14 protein-coding genes are annotated in these 15,255 nt (G+C 68.1%); 6 read left to right on the top strand and 8 right to left on the bottom strand.

Features of this window, described 5'->3' with window-relative positions:
- Window positions 1-3: 3 nt before the first annotated feature.
- Window positions 4-1,002, bottom strand: coding sequence for a dTDP-glucose 4,6-dehydratase (gene rfbB, locus AC5YDV_RS05775; RefSeq protein WP_496182384.1), 999 nt, complete (start codon window positions 1,000-1,002; stop codon window positions 4-6).
- Between the two features lie 51 nt (window positions 1,003-1,053).
- On the opposite strand from rfbB, the gene rfbA reads away from it, so the two are divergent.
- Window positions 1,054-1,929: a glucose-1-phosphate thymidylyltransferase RfbA gene (gene rfbA, locus AC5YDV_RS05770; RefSeq protein ID WP_496182383.1), complete on the top strand. Its 876-nt coding sequence runs from the start codon at window positions 1,054-1,056 to the stop codon at window positions 1,927-1,929.
- A 41-nt stretch (window positions 1,930-1,970) separates the two neighbouring features.
- Here rfbA and AC5YDV_RS05765 read toward each other — a convergent pair whose 3' ends face one another.
- The 5 genes from AC5YDV_RS05765 to AC5YDV_RS05745 all read right to left on the bottom strand — a co-directional run bounded on the left by AC5YDV_RS05765 (window position 1,971) and on the right by AC5YDV_RS05745 (window position 8,923).
- The gene (locus AC5YDV_RS05765; RefSeq protein WP_496182382.1) at window positions 1,971-3,632 is read right to left on the bottom strand and encodes a hypothetical protein; all 1,662 of its coding nucleotides are present in this window, start codon (window positions 3,630-3,632) and stop codon (window positions 1,971-1,973) included.
- A 73-nt stretch (window positions 3,633-3,705) separates the two neighbouring features.
- Complete coding sequence (typA, locus tag AC5YDV_RS05760) at window positions 3,706-5,571, bottom strand: translational GTPase TypA (RefSeq protein ID WP_496182381.1); 1,866 nt, start codon at window positions 5,569-5,571, stop codon at window positions 3,706-3,708.
- 88 nt (window positions 5,572-5,659) lie between these two features.
- On the bottom strand, window positions 5,660-6,637 hold the full coding sequence (locus AC5YDV_RS05755; RefSeq protein WP_496182380.1) for a metallophosphoesterase family protein: 978 nt from the start codon (window positions 6,635-6,637) through the stop codon (window positions 5,660-5,662).
- Window positions 6,638-6,728: 91 nt separating this feature from the next.
- Window positions 6,729-8,576, bottom strand: a complete 1,848-nt coding sequence (locus AC5YDV_RS05750; RefSeq protein ID WP_496182379.1) for a CotH kinase family protein — start codon at window positions 8,574-8,576, stop codon at window positions 6,729-6,731.
- Window positions 8,522-8,923, bottom strand: a complete 402-nt coding sequence (locus AC5YDV_RS05745; RefSeq protein ID WP_496182378.1) for a hypothetical protein — start codon at window positions 8,921-8,923, stop codon at window positions 8,522-8,524. Before AC5YDV_RS05745 ends, AC5YDV_RS05750 begins: the two co-directional genes overlap by 55 nt.
- Before the next feature lie 203 nt (window positions 8,924-9,126).
- Between AC5YDV_RS05745 and AC5YDV_RS05740 the strand changes: the two genes are divergently transcribed.
- From AC5YDV_RS05740 to AC5YDV_RS05720, 5 genes are all read left to right on the top strand, one after another.
- Entirely contained in the window at window positions 9,127-9,972 is an 846-nt protein-coding gene (locus AC5YDV_RS05740) for a rhamnan synthesis F family protein (RefSeq protein ID WP_496182377.1), read from the top strand.
- A gap of 102 nt (window positions 9,973-10,074) precedes the next feature.
- Window positions 10,075-10,791 (top strand): glycosyltransferase, encoded by a 717-nt coding sequence (locus AC5YDV_RS05735; protein WP_496192406.1) that lies wholly within the window; start codon window positions 10,075-10,077, stop codon window positions 10,789-10,791.
- Between the two features lie 9 nt (window positions 10,792-10,800).
- Complete coding sequence (locus AC5YDV_RS05730) at window positions 10,801-12,021, top strand: polysaccharide biosynthesis protein (RefSeq protein ID WP_496182375.1); 1,221 nt, start codon at window positions 10,801-10,803, stop codon at window positions 12,019-12,021.
- A complete protein-coding gene (locus tag AC5YDV_RS05725; RefSeq protein ID WP_496182374.1) occupies window positions 12,014-12,982 on the top strand; it encodes a glycosyltransferase in 969 nt (322 codons plus the stop codon). The genes AC5YDV_RS05730 and AC5YDV_RS05725 overlap by 8 nt, the downstream gene beginning before the upstream one ends.
- A 10-nt stretch (window positions 12,983-12,992) precedes the next feature.
- Window positions 12,993-14,156 (top strand): glycosyltransferase family 4 protein, encoded by a 1,164-nt coding sequence (locus tag AC5YDV_RS05720; protein WP_496182373.1) that lies wholly within the window; start codon window positions 12,993-12,995, stop codon window positions 14,154-14,156.
- A gap of 21 nt (window positions 14,157-14,177) precedes the next feature.
- Here the strand turns inward: AC5YDV_RS05720 and AC5YDV_RS05715 are convergent, their stop codons facing one another.
- Together AC5YDV_RS05715 and AC5YDV_RS05710 are read right to left on the bottom strand one after the other, a co-directional pair.
- Window positions 14,178-14,516 (bottom strand): DUF2304 family protein, encoded by a 339-nt coding sequence (locus AC5YDV_RS05715; RefSeq protein ID WP_496182372.1) that lies wholly within the window; start codon window positions 14,514-14,516, stop codon window positions 14,178-14,180.
- Window positions 14,516-15,229, bottom strand: a complete 714-nt coding sequence (locus AC5YDV_RS05710; RefSeq protein WP_496182371.1) for a glycosyltransferase family 2 protein — start codon at window positions 15,227-15,229, stop codon at window positions 14,516-14,518. Before AC5YDV_RS05710 ends, AC5YDV_RS05715 begins: the two co-directional genes overlap by 1 nt.
- Between the last annotated feature and the right edge of the window lie 26 nt (window positions 15,230-15,255).

Genomic DNA, 15,255 nt, shown 5'->3' with positions numbered 1-15,255 from the left:
CGATCACTGGCCCGTACGCGCGTACTTGGCCTCGGTGGCCTCCTTCATCGGACGCCACCAGGACTCGTTGTCCCGGTACCAGTCGATGGTGGCGGCCAGGCCGTCCTCGAAGGACGTGTACCGCGGCGTCCAGCCCAGCTCGGTGCGGAGCTTGGTGGAGTCGATCGCGTAGCGCATGTCGTGGCCGGGGCGGTCGTTGACGTGCTCGTAGGCGTCGGTCGGGTGGTCGATGAGGCGCAGGATCATCTCGACCACGGCCTTGTTGTTCATCTCGCCGTCGGCACCGATGAGGTAGGTCTCCCCGATGCGCCCGGCCTCGATGATGCGCAGGACGGCGGTGTTGTGGTCGTCGACGTGGATCCAGTCGCGGACGTTCTGGCCCGCCCCGTAGAGCTTGGGGTGGACGCCGTCGATCAGGTTGGTGATCTGCCGCGGGATGAACTTCTCCACGTGCTGGCGCGGGCCATAGTTGTTGGAGCAGTTGCTGATGGTCGCCTGCACGCCGAAGGAACGCACCCAAGCGCGCACGAGCAGGTCGGACCCTGCCTTCGTCGAGGAGTACGGCGAACTCGGGTTGTACGGGGTCGTCTCGTGGAACCGCTCGGGATCGTCCAGCTCCAGGTCGCCGTACACCTCATCGGTGGAGATGTGGTGGTAGCGGACGCCGTGCTTGCGGACCGCCTCGAGCAGCGTGAACGTGCCGACCAGGTTGGTGTTGATGAACGGGCTCGGGTCGTTGAGCGAGTTGTCGTTGTGGGACTCGGCGGCGAAGTGGACGACCACGTCCGCCTTCGAGACCAGCTTGTCGACGAGGTCGGCATCGCAGATGTCACCGACCACCAAGTCGACCCGGGCCGCGGGCAGGCCGTCCAGGGATGCCCGGTTGCCCGCGTAGGTGAGCTTGTCCAACACCGTTGCCGTGTGGTCGGTGTCCTGGACGAGGGTCCGAACGAAGTTGCTGCCGATGAAGCCGGCACCGCCGGTCACGAGGTAATGAGCCACGGGTCCCAGACTAGAGGACATGGCGCGGCGGGAGTGCGCCACAATGACCGCATGCGCGGAATCATCTTGGCCGGTGGATCTGGTACCCGGCTGCACCCGATCACCCAGGCCACCAGCAAGCAGCTCGTCCCCGTCTACGACAAGCCCATGATCTACTACCCGCTCTCGACGCTGATGTTCGCGGGGATCAAGGACGTGCTCGTGATCACCACGCCGCACGAGGCGGAGGCGTTCCAGCGGCTGCTCCGGGACGGGTCGCAGTTCGGCATCTCGATCACCTACGCCACCCAGCCCGAACCCAAGGGGCTCGCGCAGGCGTTCACGATCGGCGCCGACTTCGCCCGCGGGCAGAAGTGCGCGCTCGTGCTGGGCGACAACATCTTCTATGGCCCCGGGCTCGGCCGACAGCTCCGAGGCTTCAGCGAGGTGGACGGCGCCGCCGTCTTCGCCTACTGGGTGTCCGACCCGACGGCCTACGGTGTCGTCGAGTTCGACGACGACTTCAAGGCGGTCTCGATCGAGGAGAAGCCCGCCCACCCCAAGTCGAACTACGCCGTGCCCGGCCTGTACTTCTACGACGAGCAGGTCACCGACATCGCCGCCGACCTCCGGCCGTCTGCTCGGGGCGAGTACGAGATCACCGACGTGAACCGCGTCTACCTCGAGCAGGGCAAGCTGCAGGTCGGCGTCCTGCCGCGCGGCACCGCTTGGCTGGACACCGGCACGTTCGAGTCGCTGAACGACGCCAGCAACTTCGTCCGCACCATTCAGGCGCGGCAGGGCCTGCAGGTGGGCTGCCCGGAGGAGGTCGCCTGGCGGATGGGCTTCCTGACCGACGATGAACTGCGGGTGCGCGCAACCAAGCTGGTGAAGTCCGGCTACGGCGACTACCTGCTCAACCTGCTGGAGTCTGGCCGGGTGGGCTGACCGCGCCCGGTTTGGCGGGCTGACGCGGCCGAGGAGGCCGGTCAGCCCGTGCGGGGTGTGATGATGATCTGAACGGCCTCGATCCGCTTGCCCTGGCCGGTCGTTCCTGCCAGGCCCCCGTCGGCCACCCAGTTCTGCCACCCCACGTCTTGGACGTGCGCGCGGTAGCGCACCGTATGGGTCGTGGCCGTGGTGCCGGTGAGTCGCATCTCGAAGGCTTCGAGGCGGAGAGCCCGGCCCAACGTGCCGACGTTCGTGCTCGACCCCGCCCAAGGCTGCCAGCCGAGGTTCTGCACGTGGCCACGCCATTCGAGGACGTTGGCCGGGACACTGCTCGGGAGTTGCAGGGACAGGGCCTCGAGGCGCAGGCTCTGCCCGGTCGTGCCGGCGGCCTCGCCGCTCGCGACCGGTGCCAGCCAACCGCGGTTCTGGACGTGCGCCGCGTACGTGATGGCGACGGTCTTCGGCACGAGTGCCACCTCGACGGCTTCGATGGCGCGCGCTTGCCCCGTGGTCCCGGCGGTGGCCCCGTTCAGGCGGTACGGCTGCCATCCGATCCCCGACACGTGGGCGCGGTAACGGATGTCGTAGAGGGCCGCCAGGTGGCCGGTCAGCTTGAACTCGATGGCCTCCAGGCGTCGGTCCTGTCCCGTGGATCCCACCTGACCGCCCGAGTTGACCCAGGGTTGCCAGCCCACGTCCTGCACGTGACCGCGGGCGGAGATGCTCGGGGTGAAGTAGTCGACCCACAGGCGCAGGGCCTCCAGGCGGCGGGACTGGCCCGTCGTGCCGGCCGTCTGTCCGTCCGCGACGGCCGACTGCCAGCCAATGCCCTGGACATGTCCCGCGTAGATGACCAGGCCCGGGGGCGTGGGTGCCGGCGACGGGATGATGGGCTGGACGGTCGACGAGGTCATGGCCCCGGGGAACCACGTCTTGATGATCCGGAAGAAGTTCCGGTTGCCATAGGCGGAGCAATAGCCACCCTCCCCCGTGACGGCGGACAGCGCCGCGGCATCAGCGGTGTAGGGCGTGTAGTTGTAGAGCCCGGCGGTGGCCTGGTTGGCGACATACACGGTCGCGCGTCCACAGCGAGAGTCGGGGTTGTAGAGGATTTGGTTCGTGGCCCCGGCCTTCACGTTGTAGCGCCCCGGCTCCAGGCGGTACTTCTGGAAGCGTTCCCCGGCTCCGTACACCTGCAGGAAGAACGTGGCCTCCGCCGGGTTGCAGGGTTGGAAGTCGGGGCATCCCGCGCCGGTCGCCTTGGCGTAGGCGGACGCCGTCAGGCGGCTCCCCGACGCGGTCACCAGGCCGGACTCCTTCTGGATGAGCGTGATCAGCACCTGCGGGTTGATGCCGCAGGCGCTCGCCACCGAGGAGATGATGCCGGCGGCGGAGTTCTGTGCCACCGCCGGCAGTGCGGCGCAGTAGAAGGTCGAAGGAGTCGGGGGTGTGTCGACGCGGTAGTCCTTGAGGCACGGCATCTCACCTGCCACGCAGGACGCCCCCCTGAGGGCCAGGAAGTCGGCGACGTCGGTTGCCGTCATCGTGCCCCGGTTGAAGAAGCTGGCATCGCTGATCAGGTTCCCCGGGTCGTACCCCTCCAAGCCGGTCGCAGCCTGCGCGGAGGTCGTGGGCCCCACGGTCAGCGATGCCAGCGCCAGGACAAGAGCCAGGAGCGCATGAGTCCAACGGCGCACCATGGGCGGCCTCCCATCATCAGGGGTGGTCAGGTCCCGGACCACCGAGCCCATCCTCGCAAGTGGAGCGCCGGTGTCAAGCGTCCTTCTTGGAGCGGGTGCGCGCCTTGGCGCGTTCGTGGGCGACGAGGGTCGTCTTCCGCATGCGGACGGTCGCGGGCGTGACCTCGAGGCACTCGTCCGCCCGGCAGAACTCCAAGGCCTGCTCGAGGGAGAACTTGGTCGCGGGGATGAGGCGCTCCAATTCGTCTCCGGTGGACGAACGCACGTTGGTGAGGTGCTTCTCCTTGGTGGGGTTGACGTCCATGTCGTCCGGGCGGGAGTTCTCGCCGACGATCATGCCTTCGTAGGTCTCCTCGCCCGGCGCGACGAACATGGTGCCGCGCTCCTGCAGGTTGAACAGGGCGTAGGACGTCACGCTCCCCATGCGGTCGGCGACCATCGAACCCGTCGTGCGGGTCAGGATCTCGCCGTGCCACGGCTCGTAGCCCTCGAACACGTGGTTCATGATGCCGGTGCCACGCGTCTGCGTCAGGAACTCCGTGCGGAAGCCGATCAGGCCGCGGGCCGGGACGGTGAACTCCAGGCGGACCCAGCCGGTGCCGTGGTTCGTCATCGACTCCATGCGGCCCTTTCGGGCGCCCATGAGCTGCGCGACCGTACCCAGGTGCTCCTCGGGCACGTCGACGGTCAGCTTCTCGACGGGTTCGTGGACCTTGCCGTCGATCACGCGGGTCAGGACTTCCGGCTTGCCGACGGTGAGTTCGAAGCCCTCGCGGCGCATCATCTCGACCAGGATCGCCAGCTGAAGCTCGCCACGACCCTGCACCTCCCACGTGTCCGGGCGGTCGGTGTTGTTGACCTTGATCGAGACGTTGCCGATCAGCTCCTGGTCCAAGCGGGCCTTGACGAGCCGCGCCGTGAGCTTCTTGCCCGACTTGCCGGCCAGCGGTGAGGTGTTGATGCCGATGGTCATGGAGATGGACGGCTCATCCACGTGGATCAGCGGCAGTGCCACCGGATTCGCCGGGTCGGCGAGGGTCTCGCCGATGGTGATCTCAGGGATGCCCGCGATCGCGACGATGTCGCCGGGGCCGGCGGACTCGGCAGGGACGCGCTCCAGCGCGTTGGTCATGAGCAGTTCCGACAGCTTGACGTTCTGCACGGATCCGTCGCGGCGCATCCACGCCACGGACTGGCCGCGCACCAGGGTGCCCTGGACGATGCGGCACAGGGCCAGGCGTCCGAGGTAGGGCGACGAGTCCAGGTTGGTCACCAGCGCCTGGAGCGGAGCGCCCTCGGTGTAGGACGGCGCGGGGATGGTCTCCATGATGACCTCGAACAACGGCTCGAGGTTCTCGGAGTCCGGCATGGTGCCGTCCGCCGGCTGGGTACGGGACGCGCGGCCGGCCTTGGCGGCCGCGAAGACGACAGGGAAGTCGAGCAGCTCGGCCTGGTCGTCCTCCACCAGGTCCATGAACAGGGCGTACACCTCGTCCACGACCTCGCTGATACGGGCGTCGGCCCGGTCCACCTTGTTGATCACGACGATGATCGGCAGCTTCTTGGCCAGCGCCTTGCGCAGGACGAAGCGTGTCTGGGGGAGTGGGCCCTCGGAGGAGTCCACGAGCAGGACGACGCCGTCGACCATCTCCAGGCCGCGCTCGACCTCCCCCCCGAAGTCGGCGTGGCCGGGGGTGTCGATGATGTTGATCGTGACCCGCCGGCCGTCGGCCATGGTGTGCGTGACGGCGGTGTTCTTCGCGAGGATGGTGATGCCCTTCTCGCGCTCGAGGTCCATGGAGTCCATGACGCGGTTCTCGACGTCCTGGTTCTCGCGGAAGGCGCCGGACTGCCACAACATGGCGTCCACCAGGGTGGTCTTGCCGTGGTCGACGTGGGCGATGATGGCGACATTGCGCAGGTCGGCGCGTGTGGGCATGCGGGATTCCCGTCGGGTTGAGTGCGGAGAGCGAACTGATTCTACGCGGAGACGGGGTGGTGTTGAACCGCCCCGGCCCGGGCCGGCCCTAGCGGGTCAGTCGGATGGTGTCCGTCACCTGCGATCCATCGCCGTCACCTGGCCGCTGGCGGTACTCCAGGACGAGCGTCTGGGGCGTCGCCAGGAGCTGGACGATGCCCGGTCCGGCGAGGCAGATCCGGCTGCCCGGGACACGCTCGGTGGGGCAGTCGCGTCCCACGGTCCCGGCGCTGACGCCGGCGGTCACGTAGTGCAGCCCTCCCGCCACGATGTCCTCGTAGATGTGCTGGTGGCCCGACACCACCAGGTCGGCGCCCCACTCCCGGAGGTCCCAGGTGCCGTCAGGTTGCGGGCGCATCGCGACGTTGGCCGCATGGACGCCGGACGTGTAGGGCGGGTGGTGGAACACCACGACGTTCCAGACGAGCGGATCTGCGGCACGTGCGGCGCCCAGCGCCGCCTGGAGCCAAGCGCGTTGGCGTTGCATCTCCACCGCCGGCGTGGCCTGGCTGTCCACCGCGAAGAGCCGCACGTGTCCGAGCGGTTGGGGGTACCAGCGTTGCTGGGGGTCCGCCTGGTCACTGAGGTGGGGGAAGGCCCGGCGGTAGGCGTCGAGCCCAGCACCGACATCGTCGTAGTCGTGGTTGCCCAGGGTGGGCCACAGGGTGGGGTCGCCGCGCCCATCTGCGCCGCGCGGGTAGAAGCCCCAGACAGAGCGGGTGTAGGGGACGCAGGCGCTCTCATTCTGGCTGTTGTCCCCGGCCGTGATGATGGCTTCCACCCCCAGGGAGCGCACGGCCTCCGAGGCCCACTGCTCCTCGGCGTCGCACGTCCCGAAATCAGTGATGAGCCCGAGCCGCGTCTCGATCGTGGACGCAGCACCGCTGCTCGGTTGAGAGCTGTTCGAGGGTGTGGGCGCCGATGCGGCCATCGTGCAGCCTGCCAGCGTCCCGAGCGCGATGAGCAGCGACAGGAGTCCGTGCGCGCGCCTCCAGTGCGGCTTTCTCGGCGGCAGGACCTGGTGCACCGGATCTCCTCTGAAAGGGAAATGCTAACAAGGGCGTCAAGGGCATCGGCCCCAGGCGGACGAGCCTGGGGCCGATGGTTCTCCGAGGTGATCAGGCCTTGGGGACCAGCCTGACCGCCACCTGTTCGAGGCGCAGGGACTGCCCGGTCGTGCCGGCCGTCTGGCCGTTCCGACGCCAGCTCTGCCACCCGCTGCCCTGCACGTAGGCCCGGTACTCGACGTCGAACTCTGCGGCGAGGTCGCCGGTCAGCTTCACCTCGAACGCCTCCATCCGAAGTGAACTGCCGGTCGTCCCGATGAAGTTCGCCGAGGTCTGCCAGCTCATCCAGCCGATGTCCTGGACATGGGCCCGGTAGGAGATGTCCCCGGAGACCTGCTCACTGGACGCCTTCAGCTTGAGGGCCTCCAGCCGCTTGCCGAGGACGCCGGCGACTGCGCCGTCCTTGACGTTCGGGCCCCAGCCGATGTCCTGGCTGTGCACGTTGTAGGTCGTCACGCCCACGGGGACCGGGTCGGACGCGCCAGTCTTCGCGAGCAGGCGGATCTGGATGGCCTCCACCCGCTTGGCCTGCCCTGTGGTGCCTGCGACGGCGCCGTTGGTCACCCATGGCTGCCAGCCGATGTCCTGGACGTGGGTCCGGTACGAGATGTCGTACTTGGTGGCGAGGTCGCCCGTGAGGCGGAACTTGACCGCCTCCAAGCGGAGGCTGCGTCCCGTGGTCCCGATCTCGGCCGCGTTCCTGTACCCCATCCAGCCGATGTCCTGGACGTGGGCGTCGGCTTCGATGCTGTTGATCGTGGACGTTCCCGGGGTGGAGAGTCGTAGCGCCTCCAACCGCTTGCTCTGGCCGACCGTCCCGGAGACCTGCCCGAAGTTGTAGCGACCCTGCCAACCGATGCGCTGGATGTGGCTCTCGTAGGAGAGCACGGGGGTGGGAGCGTGCTCCCTGGAGAGCATCGTCACCCGCGTGTTCACCCAGTCGCGAAGGTACGTGACCTCACCGGCGTAGGTGGTCGCGTAGGTCTTGCCGATGCTGGCGACCAGCAATGAGGGCTTGCCCAGGATCGGCCACTCCGTGAAGTTGGCTCCTGCTGACTTGGCCAGAGACGCGCCCCAGGCGTCGATCTTGGCAGGGATCTCCGCCGCAGCGGCGCCGATGCCCTCGGCCCACATCTGGTTGGCCCGCTCGACGAATCCGCGCTGTCGGAACAGTTCCTCGAACCAGCCGTTGTGTTCGGGAGCGGTCGCGGGGTTGTTCGCATCCTTCAGCGTCTTGACGCTCTTGGCGTAGTCCGAGCCTGCCTCGGACCCGTACCACGGTGCCTTGTCGAAGTTGCCGAGTGAGCTGTCGAAGTCCCACACCGGGCCGGCGAACACCTTGCTGTTCGGGCCGTCCTTGTAGAAGTACACGCTGGAACCCGTGATTTCCGAGTTCGCCGTGAGTTCCGAGACGAAGTAGAACCTGACGAAGGAATCGACGTCGATGACGGCCTCGACGGCGGGCCAGTCCACCGTGGGGGCTGCCAGGAGGGCGTCCAGGCGATTCAACGACTCCTGGATGTCCGCCCAACCCGCTGCCGTGTTTGCGGACAGTGGGTCCGGTAGGTCGGCGACCTTCGAGACGGCCTCCTTCAGCACGAACAGCGACTTGCTCGTGCCGGTCCAGAATTTCCAGTCCTCCACGTCGCCGTAGCGGTTGTCGAGTTCGACCAACACCCCCTGCGGGTCCGTGAGCTGGACGCGGTTCGTCTTGACCTCCGTCTTCTCCGAGAGCAGGTAGTTGCCGAGGTAGTCGTCGTTCACCCTGACGTCCACCCAACGGGACTCGGGCGTGTACGGCATGCCGATGCTGGTGGCGAAGTCGAACGCCACCTTGTTGCGCATCAGGGAGGCGTCCGCGTGGTTGGCCAACAGGACCCACGTCGACTGCGGGGCCATGCCCAACACGCCGGTGTTCGCGGCGAACTTGATCTGGAAGGCCTCTTGTCGAGCGTCCAGGTGAAGTTCCCACGCCCCTTGATCTCGCCGGGCAGGTCGGTGAAGTTGAGTTCGGCCGTCGGCGCGCCCTCGAGCGACATCGTGACGGGCGCCTTGGTGTCATGGTTCTCGTCGTCGTTCACCGCCTTCATGAGCGCGGGATCGACGGTGATGTTCAGGGTGGGGAGGTCGTCCACCACCGGTGCTGCGGAGGCGGACGGGACGCTGAGAGGGGCGAGCAGGGCCATGGCGGTTGCGGCCGCCAGCATCACCCGGCCCAGAGTCTTGGTATGTTCTTCAATGGGCATGTGAAGCCCCCTATCTTGAAGCGGTCCAAGTGACCGCAGCGGCAACGGTGCCGCTGTGATCGGCATGCACTGGTGTGAAGCCTTGCGCGCATCTTAAGTCGAGACCGTTTTCTCGGTACAGGAATCGCGACGATTTGTCAGGGCAGCATTCCAGCGGTGAATGGAGCGCTTTCGGTGAGCCGCATCTGGAGGATGATGTGAGCATGACCCGGCTCGTTTCCATGGCCCTCTACGACCCCGACGGCATCGTGGCGCCCTTCGTGCGCCGGACGTTCGACCAACTCGCGCGCCCGGACACGACGATCGTCGCGACCAGTACCCGTCCCTTGCGTCCTGCCGACGCGTCCTGGGTACGGGAGCGAGCCGAGCTGGTCGAGCGCGAGAACGTGGGGCTGGACCTGTTCAGCCACCACCTGGTGCTGACCTCCCGCGACCTGAGCCAGTACGACGAGGTCATCACCACCAACGACACCTACGTCCTGCTGCAGCCGTTGGACGCCGTCGAGCAGGACATCGACCCCAAGGCCGACTTCTGGGGGTTCACGATCAGCCCCGAGGTTCGACCGCACGTGCAGTCGTTCTACGTCGATTTCCGTTCGTCGGCCATCCGGAACCCGGCCTTCCTCGAGCACTGGCGCGCCGTCCGGCCACTGCGGCGCCGCGCGATGATCCGCACGAACGAGGTCGGCATGTCGCGCAGCCTGCTCAGGGCGGGACTCCGGATGGATGCTGCCTTCCGGCCCACGGCGCGGGATCGGAGGTTGGCCCGCGCCCGCGCCCTGCGGCACGGGTGGTTCAACCCGCGCAGCGTGCTGGGCCAGTGGAACCCGAACTCCATCCTGGCCGAGGCGGCGCTGGAGGGACGGATGCCGATGGCCAAGATCTCCACGCTGCGCTACGACCCGTTCAAGATCGGAGCGGCTGATTTGCTCGATCGCCTCGAGGAGACATTTCCGGCTCCCATGCGGGGAGTCCGGGAGTACCTGGAGCGGACCGGCACCTCGTATCGCAAGCGCAGCCCCATCGCGGAGATGCTGCGGGAGAACTAGGCGCCTCGCTGAAACCCTTCGATCGGGCGAGGAGGCCGACGCTAGGATGACCCGGACGCGGGAGGTGTGGTCTTGGACGCGAACGTTCGCGCCAGCGTGTGCATGGCGACCTGGAACGGTGAGCGCTACGTCACCGAACAACTGGAGTCGATCCTGGAGCAGATCGGTCCCGACGACGAGGTCGTGGTCGTGGACGACGCCTCCACGGACGGCACGCGCGACGTCATCCGTGCGATCGATGACCCCCGCATCCGACTGATCGCCCGCTCCCACAACCTGGGCTACGTCAAGACGTTCGAGGAGGCGCTCCGCGAGAGCCGGGGCGAGTACCTCTTCCTGTCCGACCAGGACGACCTGTGGTTGCCGGGCCGCTTCGACGCCATGATGGAGGCGCTCGAGGACCATGACGTGGTGGCGTCCAACCTCACGACCCTGGGCGTGTCGGCAACGCTGGAGGGGCCGTTCGGCCAACCTGATTGGCGCCTGCACTCCTCGACGTCGTCCCATCGCGTCCGGAACGTGGTGGGCATCCTCACCCAGGCGTTGCCGTACTACGGATGTGCCATGGCCCTGCGCCGGTCGGCGCTGGGCAACGGTGTCCTTCCCTTCCCGTCCTTCCTGTTCGAGTCCCACGACACGTGGATCGCGCTCTACGGCAACATCCGCGGGCGCATGGCGCACCTCGACCTTCGCTCCGTGGCCCGACGCCTTCACGACGACAACGCCACCCCGAACCGCCCCCGCGCGGTGGCCAAGGTGCTGCGGTCGCGCGTCATGATGCTCCGCTGCATCGCGGCGCTCCTGGCCCGGCGCGGCTGAGGAACCGGGTTGCCCAGCGTCCTCAGCCGCTTGACCGGCTTCACACTCCTCCCCCTGATCGGCCTCGTGCTGCCACTCGTCCTCATGCCGACGGCCGCCCGCATCGTGGGCGTGGACGGCTGGTCCAGCGCTCTGGCCGGTACCGCGATCGGCGCGTTCGCCTCCACGATCATCCTGTGGGGCTGGAACGTCGACGGTCCGGTGCTGGTGGCGCGCACGATGGACGATGGACTCCGAGCGACGATCTACGCGCGCAGCATGCGCACGCGCATCATCCTCGGAACAGTGGTCCTGCCCGCCGCGATCCTGATCGCCATGGTCAACGCCCTGCCCGGCCACGCCTCCTCCGCCGCCGCCATGACGCTCGCGACCGCCATGGCCGGTTTCTCGCCGGCGTGGTTCGGGATCGGCGCTGGTAGCCCCGTCCTGCTGGTGCTGTACGACACCCTTCCTCGCGTCCTCGCCACGCTCGCGTCGGTGCCGCTCATGCTGTGGACGGCATCCCTGTGGCCCTACCCGATCCTCATCGTCCTCGCCACGGTGGTGTCGCTCGTCATCTTCGGACGCCGGCACGCCGAAGCGGCCTGGTGGCGTCCCGGCCCGCTGCGGCTCGTGTGGCGGGACATCGCTGAGCAGCGCCACACCGCCGGCTACAACTTGGCCGGGTCCGCCTACGCCGCCACGCCCATCCCCATCGCGAACGGCACCATCGGCAACGCGACAACCGCAGCGTTCGGATCCACCGACCAGCTGTACCGGTATGGCCTGTTCAGCGTCGTGGCCCTCGGGAACGCGCTGCAGGCGTGGACGCTCGAACCAGGGGTGCCCAACCGGCTCCGGCGGCACGGCCTGGCGATCGCCGCACACGTGGTGTTGGGCCTGGTGGGCTTCGCGGTCCTGGTCGTGGCGGGGCCCCCCGTGGGCGGCCTGCTGTTCGGGAGTGACAAGGCTCCGACCACCATCCTGTGTGCCCTGTACGGCGCCGCCTTCGTGTGCCTCTCGATCGCCACGCCCTTGTCGCGCAACATCCTGATCCCGGCGGGCCGACAGCGCTTCGTCCTGGGCTCCACGATCGTCGCGGCCGTCGTCGGTGTGGTGGTCATGGTGATCGCCGGCGCCGCGGGTCACGTCGAGGGGATCGCGCTCGGAATGGCGCTGTCCGAGGCCGTGATGCTGGCGGTGCTGATCGCTCCGTCGCTGAGCTTGGTGAGGGAGGACCGCGATGGATGAACACAGGACCACCACGGTTGTGGCGGTGGTTGCCGCGTACAACCCCGACGACAGCCTGCGGAGCAGGGTCTCCACGACGGCCCAGCAGGTGGCGCACGTCGTCGTCGTGGACGACGGCTCGACGCGCGGGCTCGACGTGCTCGCCGGCTTGCGGGGCCCGTCCGTGACCGTGCTGCACCAGGACGGCAACCGAGGCATCGCCGCGGCGCTCAACGCCGGTGTGGCCGAAGCGAGGAGGCACGGTGCCGACGCCGTGCTCACCCTTGATCAGGACTCGTCGTTGGGGCCCGAGTACGTGGAGGTCCAACTGGAGTTGTGGGGTCGCGCCGAACAGGCGGGCTTGCGGGTCGGCCTCCTGGCCGCCGCCTCCCATGGCGGCCATCCGACACCGACTCTCGCAGGCCGCCACGCGGACCCGTTCACGAGGGCGTTCGACCCCATGCAGTCCGGATCCCTGATCCCCATCGAGGTGTTCGATCGCGTGGGGGGATTCGATGAGGGCTTCTTCATCGACGGCGTGGACTCCGAGTTCAGCGCGCGGTTGGCGACCGAAGGGTTCGAGGTCCTGCTGGCCGACGGTGCTCGCCTGCACCATGCACTGGGACGGCGACTGCCGACGACCGTCCTCGGGCGCCCCGTGGTCCTGTTCGGGCGCCGGATCGAGTACAACGAGCATTCACCCGTGCGCGTCTACTACATCACGCGCAACGGGATGACCCTGGTGCGGCGGTACGCGAAGTCACAACCGCGGTGGGTGGCCCGCCGCACGGTGCAGGACGCGAAGGCGCACGCCATGCGCGTGGTCCTCGGCGGACGGCGCCTGCGCACGCTGGAGGCCATGGCGTACGGCGTCCGGGATGCCGTGCGCGGTGTGTCGGGCCGTGTCCCGACCCACACCCTCCAGCGCCTCACGCGCACGCCCGACACAGGAAGGAGACGGGAAGCCGCCACGGATCGCTAGGCTCACGGGCATGCGCATCGCGATCGTCTTCGACTGCATGTACCCCCACACCACCGGAGGCGGGGAGAAGCAGTACGTGGAGTTCGCGCGGGAGTTCGTGAAGCTGGGACACCGGGTGGATTACCTGACCCGACGGCAGTGGGAGGGCGCCGACCCGGTGGAGGAGGGCGTCCGGGCCGTGTCCATCACCGACGGGTTCCCGCTCTACGACGACGCGGGCGTCCGCCGCCCGATCGGTGCTGTGAAGTTCTCCGCTGCACTGTTCGCCCACCTGCTCCGCCACCGTTCCTCCTACGACGTGGTGATGGTCTCTGCGACGCCCGTCCTGAACGTCTTCGCCGCCCGGCTCGCGTTGAGCGCCACGCGCACCAGGCTGGTCGTCGACTGGCTGGAGGTCTGGACGCGTCGGCAGTGGCTCGAGTACTCCGGCCCCGTCGTCGGCCGCGTCGCGGACTTCCTGCAGCGCCTGGCCGTCCGCATGTCCCCGTTGGCGACCGGGCACTCGCAGCACACCGAGGACGGTGCGCTCCGCAACGGATTGCCGCCCGCGCGCTTCCTGCGCTCTCCGGGGATCATCCCGCCCCAGCCGGTCGATGTCGCACCGCGGCTGGCGGTCGACGCGACGCCGGGGCCGGTGCTCTTCGTGGGGCGCCACATCCAGGACAAGCGCGCCCAGGCCATCCCGCCCGCGCTGAAGGTGGCCCGGGCCACGGTGCCGGACCTGACCGCCGTCATCGGCGGCCGGGGGCCCGAGTCGGACGCCGTGCGTGCGGCGATCGCGGAGTCCGGGCTGGATGACGCGATCTCGATGCCGGGGTTCGTCGACCAGGACGAACTGGGCCGCCTCATGGGACGGGCGAGCATGCTGCTGAACCCGTCGCGGCGTGAGGGCTACGGTCTCGTGGTCGTGGAGGCGGCCGCGCACGGCACCCCCTCCGTCGTGGTGGACGACCCGACGAACGCGTCCACCGAACTGGTCCAGGATGGCGTGAACGGGTTCAAGGCGCGCAGCGCCTCGGCCCCGGACCTGGCTGAAGCGATGGTCAAGGTGATTGAGGGTGGGGAAGAGCTCCGGCGGTCGACCCGGGCATGGTACGAGGACGCCATCGCCACCAAGTCCATCGCCGCCACCGTGCGCCGCATGGCGGAGCGACTCGAGGCGATGGTGTCCTGACCCTGTCGAGCAGGACGGCCGTCAGTCCAGCCCGTAGCGCCGCCGTGCCTCCTCCAGCGCGACCTGACGGGCGAGCCTGAAGGTGATGTCGCGCTGGGCCCCGTTGCGCAGGTACTGCGACAACGCGTAGACGATGAACGCGGCGGTGAGGCCGTAGAGGAGCAGGTCGGTGCCGCGTCCGATGCCGGCCCACGTCGCGACCAGCGAGAACAACCCCGGGTTCATCACCGCGACCACCATGCCGACGGCGAGCAGCACCAGGCCGATCTTCTTGTAGGCGCTCGTCGCGGCCGTCTGTCGGCGGACCGTGATGTACACCAGCCACAGTGCGACGACGATGATGCCGACCTGGACCCACATCAGCGAGCCACCTTCCTCAACAACATGTCGAACGCGATGTTCACCGCGTTGATGATCGACTGCCCCTTCGACCGGCTGTACTGCGTGTAGACGATCTGGACCGGCACCTCTGCGTACGTGAAGCCGTGCGACCTGATGATCTCGAGGATCTCCGAGGCGTGGGCCATGCCGGGGATCGTCAGGTTCACCTCGTCGATGGCTCGGCGGCCCATCACCCGAAGGCCGTTGTGCGTGTCGGTGAGCTTCACGCCCGACGTCAGGTTGCTGAAGGCGATGGCGGCCTTGAGCACGGCCCGCTTCACCTTCGGCATGTCGACCGCCTCGGTGCCGAGGAAGCGGGAGCCCAGGACCATGTCCACGCCCTTCTCCTCAGCCACGCGGAGCATCTGCTCGACGTCCTCCAGACGGTGCTGGCCGTCCGCATCGAACGTCACCACGTACCGGATCCCGGGTAGGCCGCGGACGAACTCCAGACCGGTCTGCAGTGCGGCGCCCTGTCCCATGTTGATCGGGTGGTTGATGAGGTAGGCGCCGGTCGCGGCGATCTGGGACGCCGAATCGTCCCGGCTGCAGTCGTTGACGCACACCACACGGGCATAGTGCTCCAGGACGCTCTCGACGACCTCACGGACGACACTGCCCTCGTTGTACACGGGGATCACGAAGGCGACGTCGGACCGCGTGTGTGCAGGGGGCGGGGATGTTCGATCCACGGGCTCACCCTATCGGCTCACGCGAA

The sequence above is a fragment of the Propioniciclava sp. LT432 genome (genome assembly GCF_059515965.1).
This window is presented reverse-complemented; position numbering and strand designations above follow the sequence as displayed.

What these genes read in the sequence shown, in the direction of transcription:
- rfbA (WP_496182383.1), top strand. Translation starts at nt 1,054, where the DNA reads ATGCGCGGAATCATCTTGGCCGGTGGATCTGGTACCCGGCTGCACCCG.
- AC5YDV_RS05765 (WP_496182382.1), bottom strand. Translation starts at nt 3,632, where the DNA reads ATGGTGCGCCGTTGGACTCATGCGCTCCTGGCTCTTGTCCTGGCGCTG.
- typA (WP_496182381.1), bottom strand. Translation starts at nt 5,571, where the DNA reads ATGCCCACACGCGCCGACCTGCGCAATGTCGCCATCATCGCCCACGTC.
- AC5YDV_RS05750 (WP_496182379.1), bottom strand. Translation starts at nt 8,576, where the DNA reads ATGGCCCCGCAGTCGACGTGGGTCCTGTTGGCCAACCACGCGGACGCC.
- AC5YDV_RS05745 (WP_496182378.1), bottom strand. Translation starts at nt 8,923, where the DNA reads ATGCCCATTGAAGAACATACCAAGACTCTGGGCCGGGTGATGCTGGCG.
- AC5YDV_RS05740 (WP_496182377.1), top strand. Translation starts at nt 9,127, where the DNA reads ATGACCCGGCTCGTTTCCATGGCCCTCTACGACCCCGACGGCATCGTG.
- AC5YDV_RS05735 (WP_496192406.1), top strand. Translation starts at nt 10,075, where the DNA reads ATGGCGACCTGGAACGGTGAGCGCTACGTCACCGAACAACTGGAGTCG.
- AC5YDV_RS05725 (WP_496182374.1), top strand. Translation starts at nt 12,014, where the DNA reads ATGGATGAACACAGGACCACCACGGTTGTGGCGGTGGTTGCCGCGTAC.
- AC5YDV_RS05720 (WP_496182373.1), top strand. Translation starts at nt 12,993, where the DNA reads ATGCGCATCGCGATCGTCTTCGACTGCATGTACCCCCACACCACCGGA.
- AC5YDV_RS05715 (WP_496182372.1), bottom strand. Translation starts at nt 14,516, where the DNA reads ATGTGGGTCCAGGTCGGCATCATCGTCGTCGCACTGTGGCTGGTGTAC.